17 protein-coding genes are annotated in these 21,652 nt (G+C 41.5%); 12 read left to right on the top strand and 5 right to left on the bottom strand.

Features of this window, described 5'->3' with window-relative positions; all coding sequences use genetic code 11:
* Positions 1-64 precede the first annotated feature (64 nt).
* Entirely contained in the window at positions 65-2,131 is a 2,067-nt protein-coding gene (locus FXV91_RS16510; protein WP_229391777.1) for an MASE3 domain-containing protein, read from the bottom strand.
* 651 nt (positions 2,132-2,782) lie between these two features.
* On the opposite strand from FXV91_RS16510, the gene FXV91_RS16505 reads away from it, so the two are divergent.
* The 10 genes from FXV91_RS16505 to amrS all read left to right on the top strand — a co-directional run bounded on the left by FXV91_RS16505 (position 2,783) and on the right by amrS (position 15,549).
* Positions 2,783-4,354 (top strand): ABC transporter substrate-binding protein, encoded by a 1,572-nt coding sequence (locus FXV91_RS16505; RefSeq protein WP_229391776.1) that lies wholly within the window; start codon positions 2,783-2,785, stop codon positions 4,352-4,354.
* Positions 4,355-4,521: 167 nt separating this feature from the next.
* A complete protein-coding gene (gene nikB, locus FXV91_RS16500; protein ID WP_229391775.1) occupies positions 4,522-5,463 on the top strand; it encodes a nickel ABC transporter permease in 942 nt (313 codons plus the stop codon).
* Complete coding sequence (gene nikC, locus FXV91_RS16495) at positions 5,447-6,346, top strand: nickel ABC transporter permease subunit NikC (protein ID WP_229391774.1); 900 nt, start codon at positions 5,447-5,449, stop codon at positions 6,344-6,346. Before nikB ends, nikC begins: the two co-directional genes overlap by 17 nt.
* Positions 6,343-7,368 carry an ABC transporter ATP-binding protein gene (locus FXV91_RS16490; protein WP_229391773.1) on the top strand — a complete coding sequence of 342 codons (1,026 nt, stop codon included), beginning with the start codon at positions 6,343-6,345 and terminating at the stop codon, positions 7,366-7,368. Before nikC ends, FXV91_RS16490 begins: the two co-directional genes overlap by 4 nt.
* Entirely contained in the window at positions 7,365-8,063 is a 699-nt protein-coding gene (locus FXV91_RS16485; RefSeq protein ID WP_229391772.1) for a dipeptide/oligopeptide/nickel ABC transporter ATP-binding protein, read from the top strand. Before FXV91_RS16490 ends, FXV91_RS16485 begins: the two co-directional genes overlap by 4 nt.
* 220 nt (positions 8,064-8,283) lie before the next feature.
* Entirely contained in the window at positions 8,284-9,492 is a 1,209-nt protein-coding gene (locus FXV91_RS16480; RefSeq protein WP_229391771.1) for an acetylserotonin O-methyltransferase, read from the top strand.
* A gap of 39 nt (positions 9,493-9,531) precedes the next feature.
* Positions 9,532-9,996: a hypothetical protein gene (locus FXV91_RS16475; RefSeq protein ID WP_229391770.1), complete on the top strand. Its 465-nt coding sequence runs from the start codon at positions 9,532-9,534 to the stop codon at positions 9,994-9,996.
* 1,158 nt (positions 9,997-11,154) lie between these two features.
* Complete coding sequence (locus tag FXV91_RS16470) at positions 11,155-12,864, top strand: SatD family protein (protein ID WP_229391769.1); 1,710 nt, start codon at positions 11,155-11,157, stop codon at positions 12,862-12,864.
* Positions 12,865-13,005: 141 nt separating this feature from the next.
* The gene (locus FXV91_RS16465) at positions 13,006-13,809 is read left to right on the top strand and encodes a DUF3307 domain-containing protein (RefSeq protein ID WP_229391768.1); all 804 of its coding nucleotides are present in this window, start codon (positions 13,006-13,008) and stop codon (positions 13,807-13,809) included.
* A 675-nt stretch (positions 13,810-14,484) separates the two neighbouring features.
* Positions 14,485-15,549: an AmmeMemoRadiSam system radical SAM enzyme gene (gene amrS / locus FXV91_RS16460; RefSeq protein WP_229391767.1), complete on the top strand. Its 1,065-nt coding sequence runs from the start codon at positions 14,485-14,487 to the stop codon at positions 15,547-15,549.
* A 226-nt stretch (positions 15,550-15,775) separates the two neighbouring features.
* Here amrS and FXV91_RS16455 read toward each other — a convergent pair whose 3' ends face one another.
* The 4 genes from FXV91_RS16455 to tatC (FXV91_RS16440) all read right to left on the bottom strand — a co-directional run bounded on the left by FXV91_RS16455 (position 15,776) and on the right by tatC (FXV91_RS16440) (position 18,400).
* On the bottom strand, positions 15,776-16,297 hold the full coding sequence (locus FXV91_RS16455; protein WP_229391766.1) for a Nudix hydrolase: 522 nt from the start codon (positions 16,295-16,297) through the stop codon (positions 15,776-15,778).
* 129 nt (positions 16,298-16,426) lie between these two features.
* Positions 16,427-16,741 carry a twin-arginine translocase TatA/TatE family subunit gene (locus tag FXV91_RS16450; protein ID WP_229391765.1) on the bottom strand — a complete coding sequence of 105 codons (315 nt, stop codon included), beginning with the start codon at positions 16,739-16,741 and terminating at the stop codon, positions 16,427-16,429.
* 386 nt (positions 16,742-17,127) lie between these two features.
* Positions 17,128-17,478 carry a twin-arginine translocase TatA/TatE family subunit gene (locus FXV91_RS16445; protein WP_229391764.1) on the bottom strand — a complete coding sequence of 117 codons (351 nt, stop codon included), beginning with the start codon at positions 17,476-17,478 and terminating at the stop codon, positions 17,128-17,130.
* A gap of 142 nt (positions 17,479-17,620) precedes the next feature.
* The gene (gene tatC, locus FXV91_RS16440) at positions 17,621-18,400 is read right to left on the bottom strand and encodes a twin-arginine translocase subunit TatC (protein WP_229391763.1); all 780 of its coding nucleotides are present in this window, start codon (positions 18,398-18,400) and stop codon (positions 17,621-17,623) included.
* A gap of 707 nt (positions 18,401-19,107) precedes the next feature.
* On the opposite strand from tatC (FXV91_RS16440), the gene tatC (FXV91_RS16435) reads away from it, so the two are divergent.
* Positions 19,108-19,887 (top strand): Sec-independent protein translocase TatC, encoded by a 780-nt coding sequence (tatC, locus tag FXV91_RS16435; protein WP_229391762.1) that lies wholly within the window; start codon positions 19,108-19,110, stop codon positions 19,885-19,887.
* A gap of 459 nt (positions 19,888-20,346) precedes the next feature.
* The gene (locus FXV91_RS16430) at positions 20,347-21,393 is read left to right on the top strand and encodes an EamA family transporter (protein ID WP_229391761.1); all 1,047 of its coding nucleotides are present in this window, start codon (positions 20,347-20,349) and stop codon (positions 21,391-21,393) included.
* Positions 21,394-21,652 lie beyond the last annotated feature (259 nt).

Raw genomic sequence — 21,652 nt, 5'->3', positions numbered from 1 at the left:
GAAATTCATTTAAAGTTTCAATATAAAGTTTCAATTTAAATGCCCTGTCTGTGTCTTTCTGCCTTTATCTTTCGGGTTTCCTGAAAGTAATCTTAAATTCCGTTCCAGATTCCTTTCCAGAATTCCTTTTAAGTTCGATAGAGCTTTCAATCTGTTCCACGAGAATGTTTACAAGCTGAAGCCCAAGAGAATCTGTATTCCTGAAATCTATATTTTCAGGAAGGCCCTTTCCGTTATCTGCCACAGTCAGTGTAAATTGCAAATCACTTCCTTTTTTAAGTTTAGCTGTTTTTCCTTCTGTTCTACTATCATCTGACCCGTAGAGGCTTATGCGGATTTCGCCCTCAGTGCCTTCCGAAAAAGCATGTTTCAGAGAATTTGAAATTAATTCGTTTACAATGATGCCCAGGGGAACTGCAGTGTCCATTCCCAGAAAAACCTGTTCAAGTTCGAGATTAAGCTTAATATTTTCATTTTCGATATTATAGGACTTGAGAAGATCTGCAGTGAGCTTCCAGAGGTAAGCCGAAAACTCCAGGGTTTCCATATCCTTCCCCTGATACAGTTCTTCATGAATTAGAGCCATGGAGACTACACGGTTCTGGCTTTCCCTGAAAGCTTCAAAGACTTCTGAGGCCTGGAAAGTTTCCCTATCATTGAGTTTATCCGCCTGAAGGCTGAGCAATGAAGAGATAACCTGCAGGTTATTTTTAATTCTATGGTGAATCTCTTTTATACGGGCTTCCTCAGTTCTGGCGAGAGTTTCTTCCGCCTTTTTACGTTGAGTGATATCACGGACAAAGCCCTGGAATTTTCCTGAGATTCCGGATTTTACAGGAGTAATATGTATGATCTGCCTGACCCATTTTATACTCCCATCCTTTTTCCTTACCTGATATTCCAGCTCCGGAGAGGAATTGGGTTCTAATTCCATCTTTCTCAGGTTTTCGATAATTAATGAACGATATTCGGGCAGAACTATTTCAGTCCATTTCACTTTTCCGGAAATGAAGTCTTCTTTACTGTAGCCTGTGATCTCCCTCACGTCTCCGTCCATAAAAACCAGGGCACCCTTCTCGTCAAGTCTGAACGCTATAAGCCCCTGCATTTCCTGTAAGAACGAGCTGTATTGTTCTGTATTATATTGTTCTGTTTTGTATTGTTCTGTATTATATTGTTCTGTATTATATTGTTCTGTTTTGTATTGTTCTGTTTTACCCTGCAGCTTTTCAGTTGACATTATACTCTCAGGTATGGGTCTTTCCACTCCAAGCATCCTGTAAATCCTTCCCTGGTCATCCTTCAGGAAATTAGTCTCTCTCTTCAGGGCTTCTTCCCTGAATTTAAGTTCCCTGAAAAGAAGGCTGCAGGGCTCATCAAAGCCTGTTTCCACGATTGCGATATAGATAAGGTAGAAAGAAAGGGCATTAAAAATCTGTCCGATAAAGTTCAAAGCTTCTTCTGTGTTTGTGTAGTGAATAAGGGCAAGTTCCGCTAAAATGGACGCTACTATAGCTGCTATAAGTATACTAAAAACATGTTTATCAAATCGGTCTTTTTTCCGATACAGGAGAAACACTGACCCGAGGAATAAAAAAGAGATCAAATATTCGCTAAAGATTTTAAAAGAAGTTAGTCCGGAGCCCTCAATATAGCAGTCCGGAAAATTTCTGTACTTGAAGATTGAGAGAAGGAGAACGGCCGTAATTACAGCATATACAATGAACACTTTCTGGGCAAACTGGCTGTTTTCAACAGGTTTTACACTCCTTTTTTCACTGCCTGAACCCCGTATAAATAGTAATGGAGCCACAAAAAAGGAGATACTTAGCAGATACCTTATGGCTATCCACAGCTGCACAGGAAGGTTTGCGCCATACCCGGGAAACACATCCATTTTCTCATATGCAAAAGCACGCAAAAAACCAAGGCAAGCTATGAAAAAGAGCGCAGTCCCGATGAATGTAAGGTACCGATTCTCTGAAAAGGTCTTTGATTTCCATACTATTATGAAAACCATGTAAGCAATTATAACATTAAAAAGACTTACAATAATGCGAAAGAGCAGGTAGTTCTCAAGACTGATCATATAGAGAATACCTGATATAATCAGGAACAGCCCCAGTTTCATGAGGGAAGGCTTGAAGGTTATGTAAGATTTTATCTCCTTACATCGCATCCTTAATCGTATCTATTGCTGTAGTATAAAAGTGTTTTCGAGTTTTATAAACAGTCTATTTCAAACTTTATCAGGTTTTTCAGTTTATTTTTGTTTTACTGGCGGTTCATTTCATTTTTAATTTACTTCAACACATGACCCTGAGAGTAATACATTCAGTTAACAGCGTTTACTTGTATTGCTATAAGAAAAATCTTTTATCTTATTAAATATTACAATATTTTAGTAAAATAATAATTGAAGGGGCAAATGTATCTTGAATTATCGCTTTGAAAAAAAAGATCTACCAGGTTTAACTTGAACAAACTTAACCGGGAGATCTGGAGTCCTTTAAAAGCTTGAAATTTTCCGGTTTTGTTTCCTGCATTAACTCCATTAAAAAGAATGAACTGATCACAGGCCCCAGATATCCTGCATTGTTAAAACCTCTCTATTAAACTGCCTCCTACCCAAGCTATCTTCACCTAAACTACCATCCCATCGACTCTATCAAACGATTTCAACTTAAATATCACTTCATCGGCCTGTAATTTTATCTATCGTTCTAAATTCTATCAAACGTTCGTTAGTTAAATTTTCTCCCACCAAAATTGAGGATTATTTATGAATCGGAGTTTCAAGTTCATTTTGATCATTTGTATGCTGTTTGCCGTAATCGGAGCAAGTGCCTGCATAGGTGAAGAAAAAGACAGGACTGCAAAAGGTGCAGGTTCCGTAGAAAGTTCCCAGGAGCTTGTTGTGGGCATAAGTACGGATGTCAGCAGCTGGTACCTTAACATGTTTGCAGCGGGCGATGCGCGGTTTGTCTGGTCCCAGGTCTATGAGACCCTTGTGAGGCTGGATCCGGACCTGAACGTCATCCCCGGGCTTGCGGAATCCTGGGAAACCCCTGATGACGGCAGGACCTGGATATTTCACCTGCGTGAAAATGTGACTTTCCATGACGGGAGTCCCTTTGATGCGGATTCGGTTGTCTTCTCTTATTCCAACCAGTCCTATGTCAGGCAGGCGGTCTTAAAGCCGGTTCAGAGTGTGGAAACTCTTGATGCCCACACTGTAAAATTCGTCCTGGAAAAACCCATGCCATTGCCTTTCTACCTGACCCATGTAGCCTGGCCTGTAATGTGTCCGGGCTGTCTTGATGCGGAAGGGAATTTTGTCAAACCAGTAGGTACCGGACCGTTCATGTTTGAAACCCAGAAAAAGGACCAGGAAATCGTGCTCACAAGAAACGAAGCCTACTGGGGAGAAAAACCGCTGCTTGATAAGGTTACTTTCAAGGTAATCCCGGAGGCGGCTACCAGGGTAATTGCCCTTGAGACCGGAGAGGTGGATATGGTCATCAAGGTTCCAGAATACGATGTCGAAAGGCTCGAAGCTGAAGAAGGCATTCAGGTCCACAGGAAACTTACGACCTTTACGGACTTCCTGCAGTTCAATTGCGACAACTCTCCCTTCAATGACACGAGAGTACGCCAGAGTATTGCTTATGCAATCGATACTGAGACCCTCGTAAACGAAGTGCTTGAAGGCATCGGGAAGCCGGCAGGCGGGAGGCCCTATTCCCCTGTAATGATGTACTCAGACCCTGACCTTGAGACATATACGCAGGACCTCGATAAGGCGGGGGCTCTCCTTGAAGAAGCCGGATGGAAAGACTCTGACGGGGACGGGATAAAGGAAAAAGGCGGAACACCCCTGCATGTGACCCTGATAGTAAGTAAAGGAGTCTGGGCAGCCAGGCATAACCCCATGGCTCAGGTTGTGCAGGGAACCCTCAGGGAAGTCGGAATGGACGTTGAGATCCAGGTGCTTGATGAAGGAGCTATAAGCAAACTCGAAAACACAGGGGACTTTGGTATGATACTCAGAAGTGGCTATTTCGTCTGGGGCCCCTACCCGAAGCACTTCTTTGTACACCATTCCGGAAGCCCGTATTCGCATTATCATAATGAGACCTATGACCAGCTCGTCAACGCGGCAGATATGACTGTTGATACACAGGAACAGGAAGAACTCTACCATTCCCTGCAGTCCTTTGTGATAGAAGAAGTCCCGGCTTTTTATCTCGTGCACGAAGAAAAGGTTGTTGCAACCGGCTCTTCAGTAAAAGGCTATACCATAAGCTCTGAAGATCCCTGGCTGAACCTTTCAGGGGTCTATCATGGAAAGTGAGTGAAGAATAAAGTTCAGAAAGGCGTAAAAAATTCGGAAAAAATAAAGTTGGAAAAAATGAAGTTGGAAAAATGAAGTTGGAAAAATGAAGTTGGAAAAATAAAGTTGGAAAAATGTAAAATTGGAAAAATGTAAAATTGGAAAAATGTAGAGTTCGGAAGATACCCATGTGGAAGTACATAGCAAAACGCCTGGCAATGGTTTCTATCGTAATCGCAGGAGTTACGTTTATAGCTTTTTCTGCGATGTATTTTGCTCCCGGGGACCCTGCAGAAGTTATCGCCCTTGCAAGGTACGGGGAAGACCTGAGCGCCAGCCAGATCGGAACCCTGAGGGAAGCAGAAGGGCTTGATGCTCCTGTGCATATACAGTACCTAATATGGGTTGGGCACCTTCTCCGGCTGGACCTTGGAAAATCGCTTGTGACCTCGGAAGATGTCCTTGCCGAAATCCTCCAGAAACTGCCTGCAACCGCAAAGCTTGCAATTGCAAGCCTGCTGGTCTCCTTCCTTATCGCCCTGCCTGCTGGAATTCTGAGCGCACTCAGGAAAAATTCCCTGCTTGACAGAGGCTGCATGTTTGTTTCTCTGGTAGGGGTTTCTATTCCGAACTTCTGGCTCGGGCTTCTCTTGATCTGGCTTTTTGCCCTTACTCTCCACATGTTCCCCAGTTTCGGTTATGGAAGCCTCAAGCACTTTGTCCTTCCTGCCCTTACCCTTGGAACCTCACTTGCTGCAGTTACTGCAAGGCTTACCCGCGCAAGCCTTCTGGAAGTGTTGGGTCAGGAATATATTGTGGCTGCACGTGCCAGGGGACTTGACGAGCATACCATTCTTTTCCGGCACGCCCTGAAAAACGCTCTTCTCCCGGTTATCACATTTGCAGGAATGCAGTTTGGCTACCTTCTCGGAGGAGCCGTAATTGTGGAAACCATTTTTTCCTGGCCCGGTATTGGAAAACTCCTTGTTGACTCGATTTTTGCGCGGGATTTTTCCATGATCCAGGGATGCGTCCTTTTTATTGCAGTACTTTTTTCCCTCTCCAGCCTTGCCGTCGATATCCTGTATGCAGTTCTTGACCCGAGGATAAGATATGACAGACATGATTGAAAAAATAAAGCTCACCGAAAAGGCGTACCTGGCCGAAAAAAGGTTAGTTTTCGGGGAGTTCAGGAAGAACAGGCTTGCGATTTCAGGCCTCCTGCTTATCGCTGTTCTCTGCTTTCTGGCAATGTTTGCTCCTGAGATCGCACCCCACGACCCCCTCGCTCAGAAGCTTGACAGCAGGCTTCTTTCTCCGTCTTCCGAGTATCCTTTCGGAACCGATGAGCTTGGGCGCTGCATTTTTTCAAGGGTTGTCTACGGTACGCGCGTTTCTCTGGGCATCGGACTCCTTGTAGTTGCAGCAACGTCCATTGCAGGCACAGTTCTGGGACTGCTTTCAGGGTACATGGGAGGCTTTCTGGATGAAGCGATAATGAGAGGAGTGGACATCGTAATGGCTTTTCCGAACATCATCCTTGCCCTTGTGATTGCAGGGCTGCTGGGCCCGGGCTTTTCAAGCGTTGTCCTTGCCCTTGCCCTTACTCAGTGGCCTGTTTATGCCAGGCTTGTACGCGGGCAGGTGCTGTCCCTCAGAAAGAGAGCTTTTGTCGAGGCTGCCAGGGCTCTGCGGCCCTCAAGTTTCTACATTATGCGAAAACACATCCTTCCAAACTGCATGGGGCCTGTAATCGTTCTCGGGACCCTTGAGATTGCACATGTTATAATTTTTGCTGCAGCCCTGAGTTTTCTCGGGCTCGGGATCCAGCCTCCTGACCCTGAATGGGGCTCCATGCTCAAAGCCGGAATCCCGTACCTCCGCACAGCTCCCCAACTCACATTTTTCCCTGGCCTGATGATCATATTCACAGTCTTTTCATTCAATTTTGCAGGAGACGGTTTGAGGGACAGCTTTGGCCAGCCTGCGAATCAGGAGGTGCTGGCAAGATGAGTTATTCTATTCTCTCAATAGAAGATCTTAAAGTCTCTTTCAAAACCTCAAAAGGTACTGTAACAGCCAATGAGAGCATTTACCTTGAGATAAAGGAAGGGGAAATTCTGGGGCTTATCGGAGAAACAGGCTGTGGAAAAACTACTCTCGGAAAAGCCATTTTGAGGCTGCTTTCGGGTAAAGCAAAACTTGAAGGAAAAATAGTGTACAGGGGCACGGACCTCCTCACCCTGACTGAAAAGGAAATGAGGCTCTTCAGGGGAAAGAAAATAGGAATTATGCTCCAGAACCCTTCAGCCTGCCTCAACCCTGTCCTTTCAGCAGGAAGGCAGATCGCAGAAATCTACCGATACCACGAGGGCATGGGAAAAAAGGAAGCTGAAAAAAAAGCAGGAGAGATGCTTGAGCTTGTGGGAATAAGCTCCTCCCGAGGGTGCGATTACCCTCACCAGTTCAGCGGCGGGATGATGCAGAGAGTAATGGTCGCAATAGGGCTTGCCCTCAGGCCCGGGCTCCTGGTTGCAGATGAACCTACAAAAGGGCTCGACCAGGATACGAAACTGCAGATTGCGGAACTGATTGCCGGGCTTGTCCGCAAGGAAAATGCTTCCATGCTCCTGATCACGCACGACCTTGAGCTTGCCGGCAGTTTCACGGACAGGATTGCAGTCATGTACGCAGGAGAAATCGTTGAAATCGGAAAGACAGCCGAGATCATTTCTAATCCCAAACATCCTTACACCCTTGACCTGCTGCACTCGCTTCCCGGAAAAGGGCTCAGGATGGTTTCAGGGCAGCCTCCGAGCCTTGTTTCTCCTCCTTCCGGCTGCAGGTACCATCCGCGCTGCAGCTTCCGGGTTGAGGCCTGCTCAGTAGCCCATCCGGGACTTATGGGACCTGAAGGGGAACGCTTTACCCGCTGCTTACTCTCTGAAAAGGGCAGGAAAAAGGAAACTGCAGCACAACCTTTCCTTACTGCTCAGGCTGCTTTCAGGTGCAGGTGTGAGGGGGAGGGGATATGACACTGTTGAAAGTAGAGGACCTGAAAAAGTACTATTATTCAGGGCTGTTCAAAAAAGAGGTCCACAGGGCGGTTGACGGAATCAGTTTTGAGATCGGGAGAGGAAAAACCCTGGGACTTGTTGGAAAAAGCGGCTGCGGAAAATCCACACTTGGGAGAACGGTTTTGAGGCTGCTGGAACCCACTGCTGGGAGGGTTTTTTTTGATGGACAGGATATCTCAGGCTTCAAAGGCAGCGACCTGAAAAGCCTGGGGACAAGAATGCAGATTATTTTCCAGAACCCGGAATCATGCCTTAACCCGAGGATGAAAATCTATGATGCAATTGCCGAACCCCTGAGGCTTCACAGGCTCTGTGACAGAGACAAGGAACGGGGACGGATACAGGAGCTTATCGAGGCTGTTTCCCTTAGTGAAGAACTGCTTTTTCGCTATCCTGGAGAATTGAGTGGAGGGCAGCTCCAGAGAGTTGCAATAGCCAGAGTGCTTGGCATGAAACCGGAGTTCATAGTTGCGGATGAGCCCACATCCATGCTCGACCCGCTTGTCCAGGCCCAGATCCTTTTCCTGCTCAAAAAACTGCAAACTGAGTACGGGATCAGTTTTCTATTCATCTCCCACGATATGCCGGTCGTGGAATGGATGAGTGATGAAATCGCTTTCATGGAGGAAGGAAAAATTGTCGGTTTCAGGTAGTGGTGCGGTGAGAGAATTTGTTACCACGTATCCGATTTACCTGTTTTTACTTAATTCATTTTATCTGGTTTACTTTTATTTTATTTTATTTTATTTTATTTTATTTTAATTTATTATAACCCGTAAATGAGGTCCCATCGGATCAAAAAGATATGTAAAAATAATGAGTAGAGAAAATATATGTAAATAGGAAAAGTATACGGAAAATAGGAGAGATGGTATGGAAAATAAAGCTAAAAATCAAACTGAAACACCTGTTGACTTAATGCAAAAGCCTGAGATAGATGCCGACCGATTTTTCAAGCTTATTGATTCCTCTGTCCGGGGTCTTAGGGAGTGCAGGCTCATTGCTTCGGCTTTTGAGCTTGGAGTGTTTGAAGCCCTTAAAATCCCCCTATCAACAGGAGTTCTGGCTGAAAAGCTAGGATGCGACCCTGTGCTTATGCCCCACTTTTGCGAGGCCCTCCATAGTCTCGGTTTTCTTGACAGGTTTGAAGAGGGGGCACATGAGGGAGAGGAAAATACACAGATTCAGAGAAAAGGCGAAGACAAAGGCGAAGACAAAGGCGAAGACAAAGGCGAAGATGAAGATAAATCTAAGGACAGAAAACCTGATGATGGAACAAAAGATGGTGAAGCAGTGTACCTTGTCTCGGAACTCAGTGCAACGTATCTTCTGGAAAGTTCCCCGTTTTCTCAGCAGCATTACCTTGCCGAAAGGCTCAGGAATGTTGAACTCTGGACCCGCCTTCCACAGATTATGAAGAATGGGCCTGAGATTGTTGAGAAAGGGCCTTTTTTCGGAGAAGTAGTCCATTGTATAGCTGAAAACGCACGCTGTGGTCTGCTTCAAGAAACGGTCAGGGTCGTCCTGGAAAATGTGGATTTTACAAATGTAAAAAAATTGCTTGACCTGGGAGGAGGACACGGGCTCTATGCAATCGCCTTTGCAAAATTAAATGAAAACCTTCAGGCTTTTGTTTTCGACCTTCCGCCTGTTACGCAAAAGACAAAATATTTCATAGAAAAATATGGAGCTTCAAGAGTGGATATAATTCCAGGGGACTTTTTTAAAGACGAAATCGGAAGCGACTATGATGTTATATTTTCTTCGTTTAATCCCGGAGGAAAAGTGCCTTCCCTGATCCCGAAAATTGCCGAAGCCCTGAATCCCGGAGGCGTTTTCATAACCAGGCAGGTCCCTGATGAGAAAACGAAATCCAGCCCTTTTCTCAGCCTTGACTGGAACCTCTGGACTTTTGAAGATGTGAAAAAAGGAGGATCAGGGTACAGTTTCGAAAACAGCTTCCCTTTTAACGAATACGTGGAAATGCTGGGTAATTACGGGCTTGAGGTTTTCCGCGCCCTTGATATGAAGGATGGGTCAAGGATCGTGTTTGCATGGAAAGTAGGAGTGAATTCTGGGTAAACTCCAGAACAGCTTGAGAGAGGACAGGAATCGGGCTTATTGGCGGCATTTTTTAGGGGCTCTGGTCGAATACTCCATCTCTTGGTTATTTTCCCGCTACCTGTCTATCCGGCTCCTCTGGCGGATATCCTGAACGTTATTAGAAGCAACCTTCCCTCAATGCTTCTGGCAAATGGGCTTGGTCTGGTCCTCCTTTTGTATATCCTGCGGGATCAAGTCCCCGTTCCCGCAGGATATACAAAAAGAGCTTTCTGGAGAGTTGTTCTCAGTTTTTCCATGTCAAGGGGTCCGTGCTGCGTCAAATTTAGGAGATCTTCTGCGAGATTCTTTGATTTACATCGTTTTGCTGTGTATGAGGCACTTCATTTACCATTACATTCCGATCCAAATGATGAAGACGAGGATGGTGAAAATCTGTCTCAATATTTGATGCGTGGAATACATCTAGATCCTAAAGTTATGTTCACTCATTCTAGGATTAAGAAAGAGGCTGAAAAGAAGTAATTGTAGTAGAGGGCAGTCATTCTCTCAGTTAATTTTTGAATAGTTTTTCCTTTATTACTTATAAATAAGTTTAAATTGTTTAAGAATTTTATACAAACCATAATGAAGCTCTCTGAATTCCAAATCATTCTCTAAAATCTGGTAGTCTTAATTACGTATGAAATTTCTGGCAGTGAGTTCAAATCCATAAGATTAATCTTTAATGAATATTTTCTTATGCTTACGTTTTTAATGAATGGAATTCCAAGGCTTTTTCTGCGCTCTCTGGACTTTATGGATCTTTTCGATGTTCATATCTAATATGTTTCTATTTTTAACTGATAAATATCACAGTGTTTTTACATGATCAAAAAAGGAATATACGAGATCAAATATGCATTTACTATATATATGAGTTGCATAATTGCATTTTATGCAACAAACATGCTATTAGCTAAGCTTACATTTATTTGAGAGGACAATTAGCACTTGGCATTTCAAATACCAAAAAAGCACATGAAGGCTCTTCTATGTTTTGAATGGAAAAGTTAGTATGAAGTAAATTAAATTTTGTTAAATATTTGTTAGTGCTCCTTATATAAATGTAATACTTAATTGTATATTTGCTAAGCACTTATTTATAAAGTTTTGAATGTTGAAAATCTTTGGTAATTTAAGTATTGATTTTAATCCAGAACTAAACAAATTGATATTCAGATCGATTTTTGCTATTTCTTGTGGGTAATTTATATCCACTTCTTAAATGTGGAATCAACATCTAAAGGATTATAAGTGAATTTTTTATGGAAAATCACATTCAAGATCGATAACTGTCTGAGGGATACTGCTACATCCAAACTGAGCAATTATTTTCTGCTAAACAAAACGGCGAAGATCCACAACCATACGGGTGGAGTATTCTTTAGATAACTGTTGGGAAGCTTCTTTTAGATTTGCATTGTTTGATTAAAGCATGCATTGGAAATAGCAACTCTTTTTAAATAGAACTTCAATCAGTTAATATACGTAATCACTTCGAAATAAAAAATATCCTATTATGACACACGTGTGGTAAAATATGCATTCACTATATATAGTAAGTGCATAATTCTATTTTATGCAACAATTCTGTGAACTTGTCAGTTTGAATTCATGCATGGTTAATACTTGGTGTTTCTAATGTATAAAAATACTTTTGCTGTTATTACTGGTGATTTAATATTTTCATCTAAATTTAAGGATCAAAAGAGAAAGGAACTTACGGATGAATTAAAGAATGCTTTTGATCTGGCTAATGAAATGCTCAGTAAGATTAACAGTAAATATAATGCGGATATTGTAATATATCCTTTTAATATTTATTGGGGAGATTCTTTTAGATGTGTGTTGACTGATCCTCGGTATGCATTGGATATAGTAACCATTATTAGATCACATTTAAAGGCAGTTGAATGGGAATATAAGAGGAAATCAGATGCAAGAATTTCGATCGGTATTGGAAGTATCTATGAAGAAACTATGTCCGATGAATTTATGGCATGGGATGGGGAGGCGTTTCATGAAGCTGGAAGAATTTTTAATCAAATGAGTGATAAAGATTTGAGGTTAATGATTAGAACTCCCTCAAAAAAAATAAATGATTTTATGGATGTTAGTTGCTATTTTTATGATGCAATATTAGACAATTTATCAAATAGGGAATTGAACTTAGTGAAGGAATACGTTTCTACATCAGTTGATTCTACGTCTATCCAACAAGAAATTGCAATAAAATATAATAAAGATCAATCTACTATTTCAAGATGGTTGAATCGCAAAAGTATAACTTCTCTGTTAAATTTCCATCGTTATTTTCATGATAATTGTGAGATATTCTTAAGTGATTTTGATTCCAGAATCGTAAATCTTAAAAACCAATATGAAATGACTAAAAGGGAAGATCTATCCTCGTTGAAATCGGAGACAGATAAATCAGTGGATATCTTTGTGGATGTTTTGAGAAATTCGGAAGATGAGTCTATAAGGAGATATGCAGCTAACGAACTAGGACAAGCAAAAAATGAGGGGGCAACAGAGGCCCTTATAAGGGAATTTGAACACAATGAAAATAAAGAAGTTCGTGTTACTGCAGCTAATGCATTAGGGCAGGTTAAAAATTTAAAAGTGGTAGATCCTTTAATATCTGGATTAAAATCTGATCCAAGCAGCAAGGTCCGTATTGCTGCAGCTAATGCATTAGGGCAAATTGAGGATAAGAAGGCAGTAGGTGCTCTTATATGGGAATTAGAACAAGATAAAAGTGAAGAAGTTCGTGCTGCTGCAGCTGATGCATTAGGACAGATTAAAGCTAAAGATGCGGTATTTCCGTTAATTTGGGTTTTAGGTGAGGATGAGAGCGAAAAAGTTCGTGCTGCTGCAGCCAATGCATTAGGACAGGCTAAAGATAAAATGGCAATAGAACCTTTAGTTAAGATATTATCTCGTGATAAAAGTGAAGAAGTTCGTGCTGCTGCAGCTAATGCATTAGGACAGATTAAAGCCAAAGATGCGGTATTTCCGTTAATTTGGGTTTTAGGTGAGGATGAGAGCGAAAAAGTTCGTGTTGCTGCGGCTTATGCATTAGGACAGACTAAAGACAATGCAGCAATAGAGGCTTTGATAAAGAGATTAGATCGGGACGAAAGCGAAAAAGTTCGTGTTGCTGTGGCTTATGCATTAGGACAGACTAAAGACAATGCGGCAGTAGAGGCTTTGATAAAGAGATTAGATCGGGACGAAAGCGAAAAAGTTCGTGTTATTGCAGCTTATGCATTAAGACAGGATAGAGGCAATGCAGCAATAGAGGCTTTGGTAAAAAAATTAGATCATGATAAAAATGGAAGGGATTGAATTGTCAGTTAAAACCTATAAAAAAGAGTAGATATGAGACTAAATTAAATGATTTATACATGCTGGATAAATATATATGTTATTAAAGAGTACTCTCCCAAAAAATGAAGCCACGCATAGAAGAAAATCGTAGGAACTTTCATGACAGACATATCTAATATAAATATTTCATTACTTCTTTTGCTTATTCTTTCCCATCTCCTTGCAGATTTTCCTTTTCAACCAGATGTCTCCATAAAAGATCGCAAAGCAAATGGTTTTTTTTCAAAATGGCTTCATATACATTCTTTCACTGCTGGTTTTTTGGCGTCTGTAATATTATATTTTTATCAATTTCCCTTTATTTCCTGTTTACTCATATTGGTCGTTATTTATACTACACATGTGGTAATAGACTACTTTAAATTGTTTGTAGAAACAAAAATTTGTAACTCTGATTCAGATTCCAAAAACAATTATGATAGTAAGGCAGATATTTTATTATTCATAGTGGATCAGTTTTTACATATTATAATTATTATTTTAATATGGAAGCAAATTGTAAATTTTGAAATAAACATTGATTCTTTATGTTTGGGCAGTTATACAAACTTATGGATAATTTGTATCTCGTATATTATTACCATTTGGCCGACTGGAATTGTCATCGGAAAATGGACTTCAATTTTAAAAAATCAAATTGATTATCCTAAAGATGAAAAACTATTAAATGCTGGAATGAATATTGGTCGAATTGAAAGAGTTTTATTGTTGACATTTGTGTTACTTGGAGAATATTCTGCTATTGGCTTACTAATCACTGCGAAGTCAATTTTTCGTTTTGAATCAAAAGGAAGAGACGATGTGGAGTACATATTGATTGGTACATTGATTAGTTTTTTGAGTGCAGTAGTAATTGGTTTGATTACAAGAAGAATAATATATGGATCTTTTATGAATACATAATTTTGAATAGAGTTTGTCTCAAGTTCCTTTTCTTCTTGTTTTGAGTGTAAAAGTCGGACATCATTGGAAAATTTACAGGATCCTGCTATTTCCTGTGAAAATATGCCTTAAGAGGACAGGATAGTTTTGAGATAGGCTCAATAATTACCTGTTTTGGAGCGTCTTTCAGCAAGAGCTTCAGTGTTCTTCGGATTCGGCTTTGTATAGATTGTTACTTCAGTGTTTCGCCTTAGAGACTTTTCCCAGAAAACGTGCAGGAAGTGAGAAAAAAGAACTGATTTCTTCAGAGATGAAGCTTAATAATCGGTGTGTTCTCATGAGTGACTGAAAAAGTACAGGGGAATGGCATAAGGCGTTGATTTCAGTCGAATACCCGTAGCAAGCTGCGGGGTGCGCCAGCGCAACTTTGATTTTGTTCTTTTATGATATGGTGATCGGTTATCTTGATAAATTAAATTGATTTTTGAATATTTCTTACAGGATTTAATAGATTTCTTGTTACTAATTTAGCATGAAAATGCTTGAAAGCATTTTCATTTTTTGTGCCTGTTATTCGAAGAATTTCACGTTCGTTTATGGAAAATTTTGGTAAAAAAATGATCGCTCTGTTTCTTTTACTTGAACTAAATAAAATCTACAACAGTAACCGTTATTATCCTGAAAAACAATCAATGAATGGGGATTGATGTGATAAAAGAAGCCATGTTCTACGAGAAAATCGGAGACAATAAAGTACACTGCAGTCTCTGCGCCCAGAGCTGCAGGATTGCCCCCGGAAAGAGAGGATTTTGCGGGGTCAGGGAAAACAGGGGAGGAGACCTGTATTCTCTTATTTACGGCACTGTCTCGAGCGAAGCCGTTGACCCTATAGAAAAGAAGCCGCTTTACCATTTTCATCCGGGGTCTTATGTTTACTCAGTCGGGTCTATCGGATGTAATTTCCACTGCAAACACTGCCAGAACTGGTCGATTTCTCAGGTCTGCCTGGAAGACGCTTATACAAAGGATATTTTTCCGGAGGAACTCGTGGAAAGGGCGCTTTTCTCAGGCTCAAAGTCTGTTGCCTGGACATATAACGAGCCCACAATCTGGCACGAGTATACCTATGAGAGTGCAAAACTGGCAAAAGAAGCCGGACTTGGCACGGTTTACGTAACAAACGGGTATATGACTCCTGAACCTCTGAGACATATCGCACCCTATCTGGACGCCGCTAATATTGATATCAAGGCTTTCAATGAAAAATTTTATCATGATGTTGCCAGTGCAAAACTGGCTCCCGTACTTGAGGCTTCTGCCCTTGCAAAAGAGCTCGGAATCCATGTCGAGATCACAACCCTGATCATTCCTGGAGTAAATGATTCTCCTGACGAACTCAGGGAACTTTCAAAATGGGTCTACAAAAACCTCGGCCCCGAAACCCCCCTGCACTTTACGCGCTTCCACCCTCAGTACCAGATGCAGGATCTTTCCCCTACTCCGGTGAAAACAATGAATGAAGCCTGTAAAATCGCAACTGAAGAAGGGATGAAATATGTATATATGGGCAATGTTCCAGGGAGCGACCGCAACAACACTTTCTGTCCGAACTGCGGCAAAATGTTGATTCTCCGAGGTTATTTCGATATAGAAAAATACGAAATTACTCCTGAAAAGACCTGCCCGGTTTGCGGAGAAAATATCCCTATTGTTGGAGAGTATGTGGGTGCAAAAAAGGTATTGAACGAAGATGAATATTAAGTTAAGAACATTGAGTTAAGAATAAGTTAAGAATATCAGTTAAGGATATTGAGGTAAGAATATTGAGGTAGAAATATTGAGGTAGGAATATTGAAGTAAGAATATTGAGGTAGGAATATTGAGGTAAGATGATTTTTGAATTATGGGTATACGAAACTGTAGACTTATACGAAACTGTAAACAGCGGCGGGAAGTATGACAGGACGGAAAGCTATATCTTTGGGATTTAGAAAAGATACTTTCCGCACCCTTCCTCGAAAATTTTTATTATGCCTGCCCTCAGGGAAGGAGTGTAGTTATGAGGTTCGGTCTTAACAGCCCTGTGCAGTTCTTCAAGTTCTACCCACTCAATGGAAACGGCTTCTTCGGGGTCATACCGGATAAGGCTTGCAGTTTCTTCCGAACATCTGCCTGAAAATACGGTGTGGTAAGCTCCTTTATTTTCAAGGATACAGGGGATTTTGAATAATTTCCTGAAAGGGACTGAGATTCCGATTTCCTCGAGCATTTCCCGCGCAATGCAGGTTTCGTAGGACTCGTCTGCAACGGTACCGCTTACGGAATATGTATAACGGTCAGGAAACCAGTATTTTCCAGGCGACCTCTTTTGCAGGAGCATTCTGTTTTCCGGGTCCAGAAGGATGAGCTGAGAAGCCCTGTGGATATGATTTCCCGAGTAAAATTCCTCTCTGGGGCGCAGGCCAAGAAAATTGTCATCTCTGTCAACTTCACTGATCAACTCTGTCACAGGGAACCTCCTGATAGCTTTTGATTATCTCTATATGTGTACTGCAGAATTAGAACCACAATAAAAAATTTAAAGGGGAATAAATTTACTAAAATAGTATAAAAGAGAATACCTGCTGTTAAAGCTTTTTCAGGGTTCAGAAACCTCTTTTGGCTTTTCTGCGGACTTCTGGATTTCTTCAAGCAGCTGGTCGTCAGTTTTACCTCTTATGTCAAGCCCGAGCTTTACAGCAGTTTCCTGTACCTTGGTCTTTGGAGCTATGGGTTCCTTTAAGGATTTCTCAAAGTCCTTCAGGTTTTGTTCGGATTCTTTCTGGGCTTTTTTGAATTCTCCCACGGAACTTCCCATGGAGCGGGCAAGTTCAGGGAGTTTGCTTGCCCCAAACAGGAGCATAACTATTGCTAATATGAAAATCAGTTCTGTGGGACCTACCCCGCCAAACATATCTATACCTCGACTTCTTTACCTTTTTTGGTGTTTTTAAGTTTTGAGTAGTTTTGAGTAGATTATTTATTAGTGGATAATAATAGTTTTAGCAGAACAAAAATTATTCTGAACAACTGCCATTTAGTAGAGAATGAGGATTTACTTCTACTATATAAGCCTTTTATTATTTACTTATTATTTGTCTTATTTTTATATATTCATTTATATGCAGTTTTTATTAGCTTCTAAGAAAATGATACCACCTTACACTTATAATCAGCGACAGAAGCTGGTTCAGTAACTGAAGCTTTGAATCCGGTAACAGAGATTTCGGACCGGTAACAGAAGCTTCGTTCTGGGCTTTTTTGAAGACCTGTGTACAGTGAATTTAATTTCCTGTTAACTTAATTTTCCTGAATTTTTCCATTGTTATCGAAAACTTCGGGATTTTCATCCTCTGAAATGGAAGGTCGAGCTTCCAGTGAATTTTTAAGGCTCAGGTCCGCCCTGGTTTTAGTGTTCAGGTCTTCGGTTTCTTTTTCCTTTTCGTCCTCTTTTACCCCGGCAGTGGTTCCATATCCGGTTTTGCGGGTATATGAATCGAAGGTCGTAAGCTCCAGTTCAGCGGCTCTCTGTGCTTTCTTGAATTCTCCTACTGCACTTCCAAGAGACCGTGCAAGTTCAGGGAGCTTCCTGGGCCCGAAGAGGAACAGTGCAGCTATAAGGATTGCAATCAATTCCGTGGAACCTATCATTGTCGGCTATTATCGACGATCAAATATAAAAATTCTTGCAAAAAGCAGGGCAGGCAGGTTTTAAGTGGAGACTACTGCCTGGGGATTATCTGGATTATGGCTTTTTTGATATCGCAGGTGCCTTTAAATCTCCGGATTTGCCTCAAAAAAGCCTGACCAGGAGCAGGCTGAACTCAAAAAGCACTACAAGGAGAAGCGCGACCAGTATCTGGGCTATGAAAGTCGGGTCAGGCGAAAGGAACAGTGATAGAGTTACAATTGCGCTGTAGACCAGTATTCTCTGCCTCTTGAGAGTCTGATACTTTACAAGCCCCATTTTCACGGCAAATATCACAAGGAGAGGAGCCTGGAATACGATCCCGAAGCCTGCAAGTATTGTGGTCACGGCTGAGAAGGTGTTTTGAACGGAAAGCTGAGCTGATGCCACGTCCCCTGAGTAGAAGATAACATACCTGAACATCACAGGCAGGACAATGAAATAGCCCAGGGCGGCTCCCAGGACAAATAGCAGGAAAGAGGCAGGAATGACTTTCAGGAAAAATCGCTTCTCATGCGGATAAAGCCCCTTGCCCGCAAACCTGTAGAGCTGGTAGAAGAATTGCGGTATTGATACTGCAAGTGCAAAGACCAGGCAGAGCTTGAGACGAGCAAAGATCCATTCAAGAGGCGAATATACTGCCATATCCAGCTCCGGGCTTATGAATGATTTCCAGACAAGCAGCATCCCTTTTTCAGAGAAGGGATATGCAGCCAGCATAGCCAGAAAGAGCCAGACAAAAACTACAGCAAGTCGGTTCCTGAGCTCATACAGGTGAGCCATAAGGGGTTCTTCGACATCCCCTGGAACCCCGGAAGAATAAGTGTTTCCATTAACTTTGTTTCCGGCGTCAGGGAGCTGGTTTCCGGTATCGTGGGAATGCATAGTTTTTATCTTTTTGTTTTTAATCTGATATTTATCTAATATTTATCTAATATTTATCTGATATTTATCTGATATTTATCTAATTCTCTGTCCGGTCTGCGATCTCATTTACTATCAGGGTTCTCCACCTGGTTTCTCTGTCTTACACTGCATTTAAATAAATATATTAATATCGGAACATCTATTACACTACATCCCATGCCGTGCTGATGCACGCACTCAGGATGTGCCGAATGCTCAGGAGATTCTGAATCAGGGATACTCTAAAACCATATATCCATGATATATATTTACCGTCCTTAATACTTACAATATTAAGAGAATTACAGTTACAGTTACAGTTACAGTTACAGTTACAGTTACGGCAGCCATATAGTTAGATATTACAGTTACGGCAGCCATATAGTTAGATATTACAGTGCCGAAAACAAAAAGCTTGAAATACAATGCTTTGATCTGGAACCTTAAATTTGCTATCCCAGTATAATAAACATATAACGGAATAATCAAGCGAAGTAATCAAACGAAGTAATCAAACGAAGTAATCAAACGAAGTAATCAAACGAAGTAATCAAACGAAGTAATCAAACGAAGTAATCAAACGAAGTAGTCAAAAGGAATACGAATAATTAAAAGAAATAATCAAACGGAATAACCATTTCCTGAAGGATAATCGGTTCCTTCTATTTGCCGGATAGGTACTCCATATGTCTGAAGCAATTGAAAACTTAAGTGTAATCCTGCTGACCCTGCGAAAGAAATTGCTTGTAGTTGCTGCAGTCCTTTTTGCAGGCGTTGCTCTTTCTTTTCAGTTTACGGGTCCGCTGATTGAGAGGATGAAAAATGACCTACTGCCTGAGGGTGCAAAGCTGGTGTACGTATCCCCTCTTGAAGTAATGATGTTGAAGCTCAAGCTCTCAGTTATAATAGGGCTGCTCTTTGCCCTGCCTTTTATTGCATTCTATGCTTACCGGGCTGTATCGAGGCGTTTTTCGTTAAGAAGTCCGGTACAGGTCGGAAAGAGCCAGTTTATACTCCTTAGTGCGGGAGCTCTCGTAATGTTTGCCCTCGGGGTGTCGTATGCTTACTTCTTCATGCTGCCTCTCTTTCTGGACTACCTCTACCTGAACGCAGCAGGCTCAGGGGTAACTGCCACCTATTCGGTCTTCAAGTTCATTTCGTTTGCAGCTGCAGGCACAGCTCTTTTCGGGCTGATCTTTGAACTTCCTATAGTACTCACCTTCCTGACCCGGAACGGCTTTATACAGTACAGCACGCTTGTAACCTACCGCAAGCACATTTATATCGTCTTTCTAGTAGTAGGAGCTATCATCACCCCTCCGGATGTCCTCAGCCAGGTTATGGTTGCAGTGCCAATGATCATCTTTTTTGAGATCAGCATGGTTGTCGTGAGAGTGCTTGGAGTAAAGAATAAGGCATCTCAGTCTGATTCCTCTCCCATACCCAGGGCTTCGGGAAGAAGTTAAGCATACGGAAAGAAAAGACAAAGATAATTGGAAACAGGAAAGAAGCAGGCAAGAAAAGAATAAACATCACTGAATTGCTGTGCTGACCGGATATATGCGGGTTGAAGGGGATAGGCATGCTTGGGATTGATGTGATGATAGTTAGAAGTTAACCCAAACACGCCCCCGCAAATCCTTTTCCACACTCGCCTATCTATTATTATTATTATTATTATTATTATTATTATTATTATTATTATTATTATTATTATTATTATTATTATTATTGTAATTATTGTAATTGTAATTATTATTAGTATTATTATTATTATAATTATTCTTTTTGTTTTGACAGTATTTAACGACATCGAACATTGTCCATTTCATTCAAATTATTCCTAAAATTGTCAGCCTGGTTCTTAAGTTTTTCAGGACGCTCGGGAAAGTCTTATTTAAACAGGACTCTTATTTGATGAAGTCATGGAGCCCAGATACATAAAAGCAAATGCTCAGGTTATTGTCGCATCCGTTATCTACGGGTTTGCAGGAATCTTTTTCCTGTACATAAAAAATATGGCTGCAGGACCTGTTGTTTTTTGCCAGCTCCTCTTCGGTTTTCTGGTTCTTGCCGCTTACCTTGCAGCTACAGGAAAACTTTCCGGGATACGGCTTCGAGGAAAAAGGAAAGCCGTGCTACTTCTCGGAGTCTGGCAAGCCGGAGTCATGCTTTCTTATTACACGGCTGTGAGTTTTACGAATGTTTCTATGTCAGTGCTCCTGCTTTATACTGCCCCTCTTTATGTCCTGCTCGTTGCCCCTGTAATCCTCAAAGAAAAAATAAGCACCCGAAACCTTGCTGCTCTCACACTTTCCCTTATAGGGGTGGTGGTGGTTGTGGGTCATGAGAATCTCGTTCCCGGCACGGCAGAAGCTGGCTCAGGGTATTTATTCGGGGTACTGATGGGGCTTTTTTCGGGTTTTTTCTATGCCTGCATAATTATGACCTCGCGCTATCTCAGGGATGAATACTCAGGCCTGGAACAGCTTTTCCTTTCAACAGGCGTGACCCTTGTGATCCTCCTTCCCTTTATGCTGCAGATATCTCCCGCAGCCCTGCTTGAGAACCTGCCTGTCCTTCTCTTCCTCGGGGTAATGATAACCTCTATAGGTTCTATTCTCTATTTCACAGGACTTGAACAGGTAAAAGCTCAGAATGCGAGTATTATCTCCCTCCTTGAACCTGTAAGTGCGATCTTTTTTGCTTATTTGATCTTAAACGACCCTGTATCCAGGAGCACACTTATCGGCTGCATTCTTATTCTTGCAAGCTCTCTCCTTATGAGCCTGGAAGAAGAGAGTAAGATAGAAAACGAAACTAAACATGAAAGTGAAAACAAAGCTGAGAATGAAATTCTCCTGAAAGCAAAAACAGTCGGAGTGCTGACTGTCGGTGTGCCAGTAGCCGGAGTACCAGAATCTCAGGTAGACAGGAGAAAAAAAGAAAAAATAACAGGTAAAAATGACTAAGACCACTTTTAATAAACTAAAATAGAAAAATAACCAGTAAAAAGATAACTTTCTGCTTCTTTCTATAGACCTTCAGATAAGCTGGCGGAGGCGTCCTGTAAACTACATAAAAAAACGGTTTTTTGGGGTCAAGACAGGCTTTTCCTCAAATCAAACGGAGGATTTCTCCGGAATTTTTCCAGATTACTCTTTTTTCTGGCAGCATCATAAGTTTGACAGTTGTTTATTCATATCCGACTGGCGCTGACTTAAGGCGCAT

The sequence above is a fragment of the Methanosarcina sp. DH2 genome (assembly GCF_020804225.1).
GTDB lineage: Archaea > Halobacteriota > Methanosarcinia > Methanosarcinales > Methanosarcinaceae > Methanosarcina.
This window is presented reverse-complemented; position numbering and strand designations above follow the sequence as displayed.